This window comes from Ascidiimonas meishanensis, assembly GCF_037782385.1.
GTDB classification, from domain to species: Bacteria; Bacteroidota; Bacteroidia; order Flavobacteriales; family Flavobacteriaceae; genus Ascidiimonas; species Ascidiimonas meishanensis.
The window spans coordinates 77,136-89,282 of record NZ_JBBEXD010000005.1 but is presented as its reverse complement, the minus strand read 5'-3'; the positions used below and the strand labels follow the sequence as shown (position 1 = coordinate 89,282).

At 39.5% G+C, this 12,147-nt stretch carries 10 protein-coding genes; 9 read left to right on the top strand and 1 reads right to left on the bottom strand.

Translation table 11 applies throughout. The annotated features are described in order from the left end of the window. The first annotated feature begins 244 nt into the window (after positions 1–244). The 9 genes from WBG07_RS10640 to WBG07_RS10600 all read left to right on the top strand — a co-directional run bounded on the left by WBG07_RS10640 (position 245) and on the right by WBG07_RS10600 (position 11,034). Positions 245–1,660: a hypothetical protein gene (locus WBG07_RS10640; RefSeq protein ID WP_340201087.1), complete on the top strand. Its 1,416-nt coding sequence runs from the start codon at positions 245–247 to the stop codon at positions 1,658–1,660. Between the two features lie 337 nt (positions 1,661–1,997). After that, positions 1,998–2,516 (top strand): hypothetical protein, encoded by a 519-nt coding sequence (locus WBG07_RS10635; RefSeq protein WP_340201084.1) that lies wholly within the window; start codon positions 1,998–2,000, stop codon positions 2,514–2,516. Positions 2,517–2,542: 26 nt separating this feature from the next. Further along, positions 2,543–4,408: a tetratricopeptide repeat-containing sensor histidine kinase gene (locus WBG07_RS10630; RefSeq protein WP_340201083.1), complete on the top strand. Its 1,866-nt coding sequence runs from the start codon at positions 2,543–2,545 to the stop codon at positions 4,406–4,408. Between the two features lie 52 nt (positions 4,409–4,460). Further along, positions 4,461–4,805 carry a GIY-YIG nuclease family protein gene (locus WBG07_RS10625; RefSeq protein WP_340201080.1) on the top strand — a complete coding sequence of 115 codons (345 nt, stop codon included), beginning with the start codon at positions 4,461–4,463 and terminating at the stop codon, positions 4,803–4,805. Positions 4,806–5,315: 510 nt separating this feature from the next. After that, the gene (locus WBG07_RS10620; RefSeq protein ID WP_340201076.1) at positions 5,316–8,477 is read left to right on the top strand and encodes a LodA/GoxA family CTQ-dependent oxidase; all 3,162 of its coding nucleotides are present in this window, start codon (positions 5,316–5,318) and stop codon (positions 8,475–8,477) included. Then, a complete protein-coding gene (locus WBG07_RS10615) occupies positions 8,477–9,598 on the top strand; it encodes an NAD(P)/FAD-dependent oxidoreductase (protein WP_340201072.1) in 1,122 nt (373 codons plus the stop codon). Before WBG07_RS10620 ends, WBG07_RS10615 begins: the two co-directional genes overlap by 1 nt. Positions 9,599–10,094: 496 nt before the next feature. Then, on the top strand, positions 10,095–10,385 hold the full coding sequence (locus WBG07_RS10610) for a GIY-YIG nuclease family protein (protein ID WP_340201070.1): 291 nt from the start codon (positions 10,095–10,097) through the stop codon (positions 10,383–10,385). 276 nt (positions 10,386–10,661) lie between these two features. After that, the gene (locus WBG07_RS10605) at positions 10,662–10,808 is read left to right on the top strand and encodes a hypothetical protein (protein WP_340201066.1); all 147 of its coding nucleotides are present in this window, start codon (positions 10,662–10,664) and stop codon (positions 10,806–10,808) included. Positions 10,809–10,827: 19 nt separating this feature from the next. Then, complete coding sequence (locus WBG07_RS10600; protein WP_340201064.1) at positions 10,828–11,034, top strand: hypothetical protein; 207 nt, start codon at positions 10,828–10,830, stop codon at positions 11,032–11,034. A gap of 616 nt (positions 11,035–11,650) precedes the next feature. Here WBG07_RS10600 and WBG07_RS10595 read toward each other — a convergent pair. Next, the gene (locus WBG07_RS10595) at positions 11,651–12,088 is read right to left on the bottom strand and encodes a hypothetical protein (protein WP_340201062.1); all 438 of its coding nucleotides are present in this window, start codon (positions 12,086–12,088) and stop codon (positions 11,651–11,653) included. Positions 12,089–12,147: the final 59 nt, after the last annotated feature.

Below are 12,147 nucleotides of genomic sequence, written 5' to 3'. Positions count from 1 at the left end.
GGGGGTCAAACTTTTAATTGCGGGGTGCAATTACCATCCGAATATACAAAACTAACTTACTATTATTGAAATATTTTCCTACAATAATATTTATGCAAAACATAAGCTTTACTTATGAATGCTTCCTTATTCCTTTAAACTTCCTAGCTGATTATTAACTAACTGCTCTCTAAAAAATACCCTTTAATGGGGATGTTTTGACCTTGGTTGCTTGGCTAGCTTTGTCTTCTAAAATATAATCAAAATGAAAACTAAATACCTTACAAAAAGCATTTTAAGCACTGCTTTTATGCTGGTCTTGATTACAAATGGCATTGCGCAAAAGCAAGACCAAGTTAAAACCATAGAGATTAATGCAAATGGCAAGATAGATTCAATACCTAAATATTTAAAGTACGGCAGTTTTGTACAGTTTGAAATTAAAAATGTAAATAATCTACTGTACAGTGCAGGTATTGCCGTTAACCGTGACAATTTTAATTATGACGTTCCTTCTGTTTTTACTGAAATAGGTACTATAGAAATTGAAATAGATAGTGCTCAAATGGTAATACTTAAGGGTGGCGGGATTGATCAAAAACCAGAACAATCCATAGGCATCCAGCAATTTAATGAAGCTTATGTAAATTTTCAAAACATCATGATTCAAATAAACCAAAGAGCTGCTTTAAAGAAAGAATTAAACAAACTAATAGACGGAATGGCTTTTATTAAAGATACCACTGCCATTAAAGACAAAGCCAGAGAAAAATATCAAGCAGTATATCCAGAAAGTTTTGAGAATGAACAACAATTATTTAATCAGGCAGGAAGTCTCTATAAAATTCTAGAACTTGCCAAAAAAGAAATGAATTTGCAACTTTATGAAGCACTAACTTCTGCTAAGAAATCATCAAATGAGGTATTTGAAATTTCTATCAATCAACTCATTCAACAAAAAGAAAACGACTGGGACCTGGTCAAGAAGGCATACGAAAAGCTAACAGATGAAGAAGCCAAAAAAGAACTTCTTGCCGCCATAAAGGCAGGTAGGTCTCTTTATCGTAAAATTCTGGTAACCGATTTTATTTTGTTCACCCCGGTAGTAAAAGTAGATGCAGATCTTTTAAATCTTACTCCAAAACTCTACAGCAAAAAAGACACGGTTTCAATAAAAGGAGACTTTAACTTTAGAAGTCAAGGCGGATGGAAAGTAAACTTTAGTGCTGGCTACCTGTTAAGCTTTCGAGGAGATGAAAACTACAATCTGGTAAAGGATGCAGATGGCAATAGCGTAGGCGTTAAAAAGGGAAATTCCAGCGGACTCACCCACGCCCTTGGCGGACTCGTGCATATTTACCCCCGAGGATACAGAAACTACCAACCTGGTTTTAGTGCCGGTATTAGCACCTCTGATAATGGTGACCTAGGTTTTCATCTGGGGGGATCTTTACTGGCAACAGAAGGGAATAACCGTGTGATATTTAGTTTGGGAGTATCATTTACTTCACTTCAAAAACTCAATAGAGGAAATTTACAAACTAATGAAGCCGGAGAACAACTATTTAGGTCTGCTACCGATACCGAAATAAAATATGACAATGTCTATAAGCTATCTGTTTTTGCGGGTATTACTTTTAACTTAAGCAAAGCAGCAGACAAAGAAGACACTAAAGATTAACCACCATTTTTGAATACTTTGATACGTGCCCGCTGTCTTCGCAGCGGGTTTTTCTATGAGCATTTATAACACTCGTCATATCGAAGGAGTAAACGACTGAGATCTCTGCTTAAATTAAACTCTAACTAAAAAAATAAGCCTCCACTTTAAACCTCCTTTATATACTTTTTTACGGAAAGCCTCATTTTATAGTGTTGAAAAATCTTTATATTTGAAACCCTTCTTTCTCTCATTTTCTTATGCTTTATTTGCTTAAAAATACCCATTAATGGGGATGGTTTGGGTTTCATTTATAGCGTTATTTTGGAAATAATATAAACCATTAAAATATTAAATTATGGCGAGATTAGACTGCGAAGGCACCTTTGATTATGATAATAATACAGTGTCTTATAAGATTAAAAAAAATACCGATGAGAATTTCACACTATTTGGATCTGTAGCTGTACGAGCACACATAAAAAATCAACCACAGACTAAAATAGGATTTATTCTTTTATTAATGGAATCTGAAGAACATGATGGTTCAACAGGCAACAATCGTGATCCGGAATTTAAACCTCACAATAATTTCCAAAATGTGAAAAGAGCTCTTAAGAAAAAAGAAGAAGCTGCTTTAATTGTAATATTAGATGATTCCAGACATCTATCTTGTTATAAAAATCCAAAATTTAGCACTTTACTAATAAATTTTATTCAAAATGAGGTCTCTGTACCAAACGAAACCGGAGATTATATTAATAAGGATAGTTTCAAAAAAATGATATATAAATATCTTTTACGATGTTTAAAAGATAAGCCTTTCATTGATCCTCCAAAATCTGTAGGCAACGGTGGTGTTTTAAGACCTAGTTAACCTCTCAAAATTCTCTTAATCAATTTATGAAACATCTAGTATTATTAGTGTATTTCGCATTAGTGCCTTGTTTGTTATTAGCGCAAGACTATGAATCCTTATTTAAAAAGGCAGAGTACAGCAAGGCAAAGGTCTTAATTCAAAAACGTCTAGATGCCACAGGAGACTCCATTGTTTTTAAACTCAATCTGGCAAAAGTATATGAGCAAGAGAAAAAAATAGATAGTTGTGAAAGTGTACTTTCAAAAATTAATGAAGCAGCACTTTCTAAAGAACAAAGGGCAAATTATCTGTATCTAAAAGCAAGAGTTTATGACGATGAACTTAACCAAACAATGCTAGCTTTAGAAACTTACAAAAAGGCTTTAAAGCTCTATGCCCAACAAGGAAATAAAAGAGGTCAAAACAAAACGCGTTACCGCCTTTTCTATTTATTGTACAGTAATTCCTTGTCCTCACAAACAGCTTATAAATATTTAGATAGTCTAAGAAGCGAGGCAGTAAAATTTAAAGATACCTCAGCACAAATTCAATCCGCTTTAGGAATGGCGAGCTGGTATTTCACGCCTGAAACTTCAGATTCCGTTCAAAAATATGTAAGCGAAGCCTACAAACTTTCAAAGATGTCTGAAGATCTTGTAAGGCAGGAAGTAACTGCATCTTATCTTGGGCTGAACTATTTATCCAACCTCAACAACATTGAGAAAGCAAAATTATGGCTTGACAAATCAGTATTTCTTGCTGAAAAAATGGGAAATGACAATGCAATATTTTATAGCTATTTAAATAGAGCTACATTGCCTAGGGCATTGGGTGATTTTAGAGAATCTCTTTCATGGATGTATAAAGCAGATAGTATTCCATTAACCACCTATAATTACAATTTGAAGGCTTCTTTATATGAATTCATGGCTAAAGACTATGATTCTTTAAGAAAAACAGATAGTGCATTAGCATATCTTAAAAAATTTGTTAAGTACAGAGATAGTTCTGATATTCAAGAACAAAACAAAAACTTAATCCGTTTTGCTACCCTTGAAACCGAAAACGAAAACCTTCGTGTCCGTCAAGAAAATGAAAAAGTAACCAACGAAAGTATTCGCAATCGCAACATTGCCTGGTCTTTAGGTATCCTTGCCCTATTACTTGCCATCATTGGCACACTAGCCTATACCAACCAACAACGCAAACGCAAAATCGCAGTACAACAACAAGAACTAGAACAAGAAAAAGTAAGTCAGTTATTAAAAGACCAAGAACTACAATCCATAGACGCCATGATCTCCGGGCAGGAAAAAGAACGGCAACGCCTCGCCAACGACCTACATGACAATCTAGGGAGCTTGCTCGCCACCCTAAAACTACATTTTGAAAACTATAAAGGGCAGGTGGAGAATACGCAACAAGAAAAAATACTCAATAACACAGATACATTACTAGATGAAGCTTACCAAAAAGTACGTAGTATGGCGCATACCCGCAATACGGGTGTCATTGCTAAATACGGACTCCTACCTGCCATTGAAAACTTTGCCGCCAAAGTAAGCGCTTCCCAAAAGCTTCAAATAGCCGTAAGCCATAATAAATTTAATGACCGATTAGAAAATGCGGTAGAAATAGGAATCTTTAGAATGGTACAAGAACTTATCACCAATGTGATTAAGCATGCCCAGGCCACCGAGGTACAACTCCAACTCGCCCGGCACGATGCCTATATCAATATATTAATAGAAGACAATGGCGTTGGTTTTAACCCAAGTAACCTCCCCAAAAAAGAAGGTATGGGTCTCTCTTCTATAAAAAGAAGAGTGGAGGTGATTGGCGGTAACTTCCATATAGACAGTCAGCCAGGGCATGGTACTACCGTAAGTATTGATATTCCAGTGGGGTGATTTAAGAGCATCTGGACTCTGCTCACCCACCTACTATTCAAAACAATAATAAATGACCCACTACTGCTACATACTCTTATGCGCTGATGGCAGCTATTATACCGGAAGCACCAAAAATCTGGAAATAAGGCTGCAACAACACCAAAATGGCGAAGGTGCCAACCATACCAAAAAACGACTCCCCGTAAAACTGGTCTATGCAGAAGCTTTTAACCGTATTGATGAAGCCTTCTACAGAGAAAAACAAATTCAAGGGTGGACTAGAGCAAAGAAGGAGGCGTTGATACATAATGCATCAGAAGAATTAAAAAAATTAGCGGAATGTATGAATGAAAGTCACTTTTCAAACCGGGGGTTCGACTCCGCTCACCCGCCGGACTCTAAAACTAACAAATAAAATAAAAACATATAAACGCTGGAGGGTGGATGAGCGCAGTCCAAATGAAACCGAAATGAAATCAAGAGTCCGCGTATCTAAATCATCAAACAAAGTAAGAGATCTTCGTTCCCTGAGGCACTCGAAGGGAACAGAGTCCACATGAAATCAAGAGTGGGTGAGCGCTCGCATTGAGCGAAGCCGAAATGGAGTCGAACCCAACCCAAACCCCGTAGAAATACGCGTTTTTTTCCTACAGCTTTTTAGTAACTTTGGGAAGTAGATCTAATTAACTTTAGTAACATGGATATGAATCATTGGTTAGCGTAATTACGTCAGTTCGAGTTCCCTGATACAGTCGGGAGTATCGAGAACACGTAATTCTATTTCGCAAGCCTGATTTCAATACTATTTTTCATTGTGCTATAATGAAAAATTACCCTCCCGAACAATGGGAACTGACGTTCACTTTTATTGATTAAATGAATTAAACTTAGCTTAAAACAAACCAAAACCTAAAACAACAAACCTATGCAAAGCCTCTATCACGACGACGAGCGTTCTCAAGCCAAAAAGAAACACGAAGAAGAAAAAGACTATAAAAAGTTCTTTACTACTTGCGATTGTAAAGACCCGGTAGCCTGTCTGGAACATATGTTCTGTACCATGACACAAGAACGGCGGGTGGTAATGGAAGGGCAGTGCCCCGCCAGACGCCCTGTATTCTTGCGTACGCATGGAATTATAGATGGGGAAATAGAAATTCTTAAAGACGATAAAATCACCGCTGCATACCGCCACGGACTCTTTGCTAAACCGGGCAAGCATCCAGTATACGTTCGCTATTCGTCGGATTTAGCCGACGGACGACCCGATTGGAAAAGTACCATCGGCATTGGCATTAAAATATTTGATACAGACAGTACCGAACCCAAAAAGAAAGGCGGCAAACTGGTAAAAGGCAGTACTACGGACTTACTCTTGCAAAACGTACCTAACTTTTTTGTAGATACGGCACGGGATATGTGCAACTTCACCAAGGCGAGCTTTGAAGGCTGGTCTAACGAATGGATTCAGGAAAACGCTCCTAATACCAATGAGTTACTGGATGAAATGGCAAAACCCATCCGCTCGGTTTTTGATACCTCCCTGTGGAGTGTGGTGCCTTTTAAACTGGGAGATGGCTTTTGCAAATACATCCTGCGCCCTGGTACTTCCACCTTTTTTGAGGAACCAGACATTAATGATCCTGATTTTCTGGCAAAAGACCTCGCCGGACGTATGGCTTCTGGGCCTGCTAGCTTAGATATCTATATTCAGAGAAGACCTACCACTGCAGACGGCTTTAGCCAGACGTATATTAACGAACATTTTCCGCTAGACAAAGCTACCGTAGTATGGAATGAGAAAGAAGCGATGCCTGTTAAAGTAGCGACTATTTCCCTTAAAAAGCAAGACATCACCAAGCCAGAACGTAAGGCCTATGGAGACTGGCTCGCGTTTAATATTGGGCGTACACCCAAAGAAAACAAGCCTGCAGAAGAAAGCAGTGTGGCACAAGCAAGAGTGGTCGTGTATAAGGCAAGTGCAGACTATCGCCGGAAGATGAACGGGCAACCTGTAGAAGAGCCTAGCGCTCCGGGAAAACCCATCATTAAGAATCCTACCTGCCCTTTTAGCGGCATTCAGCCAAAACCACCCGTACAAGAAGAGCCGGTACCCTTAACCAAACAACAAATAGAAGATATTACCCATGTACGCATCCATCCGGGCATTGGCATTGCCCGCGTTGGGAATAGTACTCGTGATTATTATATAGGGCCCGAAGTACTCAATCCGGAACCCACAAAATTTGGGTCTACCCGAGACGCTGCCGGAGCCATTAAAAGACAAGCCGCACGCTTTAGAGTGTATGGCTATGATAAAAATGGAAATGTAGTAGCAGAGATTCAGCAATCTAACAACTCACAAGTAGAATGGGCAGTGCATGTAGCCAATAAAAAAGCTGCCTGGTATGAGTTTGATGCTGCGATGGATATTCCAGCTACGGTACAACTCACCGTTCCGCTGCGTAATCCCGATGTAAAAGGCGGTGCCAGAAACGCATTGGCGATAGACCCTGGAGAGAAAAAGATTATGGGGCTTAGTATGAACGATTCCAGCTATAATCTGGTAGGAAGTTTTCAAGGTACCGATGTACAACTAGGTCAGTTACGTACCGATGCCGTAGGCAGGCTGCTCTTTATGCCCGGATTTGGCGTATCGGCAAGTCCGTCTAACCAACCTGTTTTTGATCCCGCCAAACCTAGCAGCTTTAACAATGCCGCTGGTTGGTATGATGATATTGCAGATGGCCCTGTAAAAGCCAAAGTAACCGTAGGTGATAAGGTTTTTGATGCAGACCCTGCCTGGGTAGCTTCCGCACCCCCTAATTTTGCGCCCGATTTAGTCGGTTGGCGAACCATGAACGATTTACAGCAGAATGTCTATATGGCAAACGGGATGCTTCCGTTACCCAAAAGAGTTTCCTTTGTAAAACATGTAAAACCTATTCTTGCCCGCCTTACAGAATTGCAATGGGTAAATCAAGGTTTTTCTGCGATGTTTGGTGCTGGGGCACCAATGAATTTTTCAGATGGAGAAATGTTGGAGAAGCTTTCTAAAGCACCCGTAAGTTCTATTTATCCAGATCCTAATAAAGAATTAAGACGCACCATATTTAACAGCTTTAGAAATGCCAATAGCAAAACCGTAGAAGAAGGCGCCTGGCCGTGGATTTATGGTGATGCTTTTGGATATACCAATCCCGATCCTAATGAACCGCCTTCACCTAGCACGTATTTAAAGCTTCCCTCACTCTATCAGTATATTTTAGAAGCTTGGGTGGAAGGGAATTTTATATCGGACTTTGATCCTACAAAATCATATCACGAAACCTTTGAGGAGATCAACTTACAGGAACAACCAGGTATGCTAGATCAGGCAAATATGCATTTTTGTCTGGCAGATGCTTTTCATCCGGGAGCAGAACTCACCTGGCCTATGCGAAATGCGTCTATGTACCGTGCACCGTATCGGTTACAAATGCGCGCCGCAGGTAAAACCGATCCTATGTACGGGCCACAATTAACAACGGAAACCGTGATGGCGATGAATGGGCCATTATACCAACAAGGCCCTGGAGATCTTACCCGCTGGATGGCATTGCCGTGGCAGGGAGACACTGCCTATTGCCGTTCTGGGTATGATATGGAGTACGACCCGTATTTACCTACTTTCTGGCCGGCAAGAGTGCCTAACCAAGTATTTACAAAGGTAGATTATGAAACACTAATGGATAAATCTTTGCCGTATGAAGAACGGGTTGCTGCCTTTAAAAATAGAGCGAACTGGTTAAGACAGTTACCAGCTGCAAATCCCGCACCAGAGCAAATGGAATATATGATTGAACATTTTGGTGAAATGGGAATTGTAGAAGCCCTTCCAAGACCCGATGATATGGACTGGCTACCAGAAATGCTTTATGTAGAAAATCTTACGCAAGAGAAAGGTGCAGAACTGGAGAAAGCACATAAGTTATTATTACAGAACTACGATCAGCTAGGGCCAACAGACAGATTGTTACAAGAAGCAGGTTGGTTTAGCGAAGAGCAGCGCAACGAGTTTGAGACTATTAAAAGAAGAGGAAATTAATGCCAGCTCCCCATTACCACACCATCATTGCAGGGGCTGGCCCTGGCGGATGCGCCGCAGCCATTAGGTTGCGGCAGCAACGCTTAAGGGTAGCCATTATAGACGATGTAAACGATGAACAACTTAAAGTGGGAGAATCACTCCCGGGGGCTAGTTTGCGACTCTTAGGCGGCCTAGGGATAAACGGCTTGCCGGAGTTGTTGCCCAATACTGCTTTTGAAGCCTGTGTTGCTAATAAATCTGCATGGGGGTCTGACCATTGGACGTATACCGATGCGCTTCGTAACCCAGAAGGTGGCGGTTGGCATGTGATGCGAAATGAATTTGATGCTGCTTTACGAAAGAAAGCCCAAGAAGTGGGGGTTGATTTTTATAGCGGAAAAGTAGGAGCGATTGCTAAAGAAGATGAATATACCATCCGGTTTAAAACTCAAAAACTTCAATTACCGGAAGCCTTAACAGCCAATTGGCTTATAGACGCCACCGGAAGAGCCGCAGCCCTTTTGCGTCAATTGGGTGTTTCCAGAGAAAAATTTGAGCCACAAATGGCCGCCATATGCTGGTTGCATCCGAATGCGAATGATAAAGATAGAACCACCACGATTAAATCCGTAGCCAAAGGTTGGTGGTACACTTCCCGCTTACCCGATGGAAGCCGGGTACTCTCTTTTCATGGCCTCCCGGAAACCGTAGCAAAAATGGTGAAAGACCCGCAATACTACCTAAAGGAAGCCAATACTGCACAAATCATCAATTATAATTTACACTTAAATAGTATTCTTCAAGGCATAACAGCCAGAGATGCAGGGGTGTCCAAAGCTACTGAAGTCATAGGTAAAAACTGGTTCGCCCTTGGTGATGCCGCCTTGTCTTTTGATCCGCTTTCTTCACAAGGCATCTTTTTTGCCCTCTATAGCGGACTCCAAGCGGCTAACGCCTTGCTCAAAACTCAGGCAGGAAATCTGCAAGCACAAGAAACCTACCAACAACAAGTAAACAAGGTCTTTCAAGCCAATCAACGCTCTAGGCAATATTTTTACACTGCAGAAAGGCGGTTTTTGGAGGAGGGGTATTGGCAACGTCAATTGCCAAGAGACAAAATTCTTAAGAAAGAATATTGATGTGTAAAGTATTTACGTCACTCCCGACTTCTTCGGGGGAGTGTTTGGTTTCGGAATAACATGCAGAAAACAAATGTATCGAGAAGCGACGCAGTTCTTCTTTCTAAAAGGTCTCGATACTTTTCCCGTTATCACAGGGAAACACTCGACCTGACGTATAAGATAAATTTTAGTTCTCACGCCACTCTCCACTTCTTTCGGGAATGTTTGGTTTTAAAAGTAGGTTCTCGATATGCCCCGTAATTCCAGGGGCTACTCGAACTGACGCTTAATTGAAGTTTTTGCGTCTCTCCCGAGCCCTCAGGGAGAGTGACCTGCTGAAGGCGGTTGTATCGAGAAGCGATGGAATTCTTCTGTCTGAAAAGGTCTCGATACATTTCCCGTTATCACAGGGAAACACTCGACCTGACGATAGAGTACGTCACTTCCAGTAACTTGACAATTGATTAAGTTTGTGAACGTTTAATTATTTAACACTTGATAAAAAAGTTCTAAAATGCAATTATCCTACCTGTATATTCTCAAATGTTCAGACAATACTTTTTACACTGGAGTTACTTCAAACCTAACAGTAAGACTCGAACAACATGAAGAAGGTATACACAGAGATAGTTATACATTTAAAAGAAGACCCGTAGAATTAGTCTTTTATGCCGAGTTTACAGATATCAATTTAGCAATAGCTAAGGAAAAACAGATTAAAAAATGGTCTAAAGCAAAAAAGTTAGCGCTAATAGAAGATAGGTTTGATGATCTTCCAAATCTTGCAAAAAAGAAGTTTAGATAGAATAAGAGCCATACGTCACTTCGAGTGACCTGCTGGAAGCGGTTGTATCGAGAAGCGATGCAGTTCTTCTTTCTAAAAGGTCTCGATACTTTTCCCGTTATCACAGGGAAACACTCGACCTGACGTATAAGATAGATTTTTCTTGTCGCTTACAGCAAACCTATAGAAATAATGATAAGAAAAGTTATTCCAAACAAAAAGAGTTTCTTAGTCCCGTTGTTTTTTGGTCTTTATGCCTTATCTTTAGAGTAGGTTTTAACTTACAAATGCATAAATATGAAAAAAGCAAAACTTAAAAACTTAAAATTGAGTAAAGAACAGATAAGCTCTTTGCAACAAGATAAGGCAACCGGAGGAAGAGAAGATACAATTTACTTTACCTGTTATCCTAAAACACAGTGCTATTACACTCCCCTAAATTAAAAAGCTCAAAAATTATAATATGAAAAAGAAAAAATTAAAACCACTCCGTTTAAAGAAACTTAAAATAGCCAGCTTCACCATAAAAGGAGGCGCCAATACAGATGAATCAATTTGGCTGCAATCATGCGACGGACTCTGTCAGGATACTAACATGGGTTGCAACAGCAATGATTGTGGTAGTAATGACTGCCCTTCTCAATACATTCAGTGTAACGAGCTTCTATAGGTAGTTAAGGTGCGTTAGCGGTTGGTGAGGTTTTGCATAGAGGGTACACAACATAAAATCAATAGAGTGAGTTCGACTCCATTTCGATGTTGCTCAATGCAAGTGCTCAGCCTCTGGGTGCCCTAAAATTAGAAAGTACCTCGCACTTCGGACACAGAGGAACTGGAAGGGCGAGAAGTGCATAACAACCCCCTCCTATCCAAGAATCATAGCGACTAACACACTAAATTTCAGGGTGCTAGATAAATACCTTCCATTGGCACTGCACTAAAAATCAAACAGATTTCTCCCTGTCGCCCAAGGCAGACGCGTCGAAATGACCGCGCTGTAAATCAAAAAAAGTAATAAACTTCCATAAGCACCGGCCTTCAAATGCCTTAATAGAGTCTTTAAAAAATAAAAAACGCCATTTTGGTTAGCCTTAAGAAGAATAAAATTTGTTAAAGGCTATTGAAAAAGTCTTTTCAATAAAAAATAAAGACTATAACTACAATCCAAAAAATAAAGTAATAGGTCTCTAACAGTTTTTTATGTGTCTTCTTACAAGCTGTTCAAAATGACGTCTTTTGTGAACAAAACAAAATTCAGTGTTTCATACATGTTATTAAACGGGGGATTATTGTCGTCTGAATATGAGTTGAACGTTGTTTGGAGTCGCCAGTACTAATTTGCTGTTATTTAATGTTTGCACAATAAATTGTTCCTTAATTTTTCCATCAGAACTTTGTGTATACAGTTTCGTTTCGTCTCTACTGAATTTCCAAGTACCCGTATCTACTCCTTTAGTGCTTCTTGTTATAATGGTTCCTTGTGTTGATAATTCTATTCTTAGTTTTGAAATAATATGTATTGCATTTTTAACGGTTTGCAATTTCATATCATTATCAAGCTCTGCTACTGTAGGATCATCTAAAATCATTTTAGTAATTACAGGTCGCATTGCTTCCTTATTTACAATCCATTTTTTACTTATGAGTTTTGTTTTGTTAGATTGAGCAAATAAAGCCCCACTAGTTAAAAAAACAAGCATTACAAGAGTGATTATTTTTTTCATTTGTATGGTGATTTTGACATTTAATTATATCTTTTTTCTATTGCAATATAGAAAGATGT

Excerpts from the sequence above, each read along its gene's own strand:
- WBG07_RS10640 (WP_340201087.1), top strand. The coding sequence starts at position 245 with ATGAAAACTAAATACCTTACAAAAAGCATTTTAAGCACTGCTTTTATG.
- WBG07_RS10635 (WP_340201084.1), top strand. The coding sequence starts at position 1,998 with ATGGCGAGATTAGACTGCGAAGGCACCTTTGATTATGATAATAATACA.
- WBG07_RS10630 (WP_340201083.1), top strand. The coding sequence starts at position 2,543 with ATGAAACATCTAGTATTATTAGTGTATTTCGCATTAGTGCCTTGTTTG.
- WBG07_RS10625 (WP_340201080.1), top strand. The coding sequence starts at position 4,461 with ATGACCCACTACTGCTACATACTCTTATGCGCTGATGGCAGCTATTAT.
- WBG07_RS10620 (WP_340201076.1), top strand. The coding sequence starts at position 5,316 with ATGCAAAGCCTCTATCACGACGACGAGCGTTCTCAAGCCAAAAAGAAA.
- WBG07_RS10615 (WP_340201072.1), top strand. The coding sequence starts at position 8,477 with ATGCCAGCTCCCCATTACCACACCATCATTGCAGGGGCTGGCCCTGGC.
- WBG07_RS10610 (WP_340201070.1), top strand. The coding sequence starts at position 10,095 with ATGCAATTATCCTACCTGTATATTCTCAAATGTTCAGACAATACTTTT.
- WBG07_RS10605 (WP_340201066.1), top strand. The coding sequence starts at position 10,662 with ATGAAAAAAGCAAAACTTAAAAACTTAAAATTGAGTAAAGAACAGATA.
- WBG07_RS10600 (WP_340201064.1), top strand. The coding sequence starts at position 10,828 with ATGAAAAAGAAAAAATTAAAACCACTCCGTTTAAAGAAACTTAAAATA.
- WBG07_RS10595 (WP_340201062.1), bottom strand. The coding sequence starts at position 12,088 with ATGAAAAAAATAATCACTCTTGTAATGCTTGTTTTTTTAACTAGTGGG.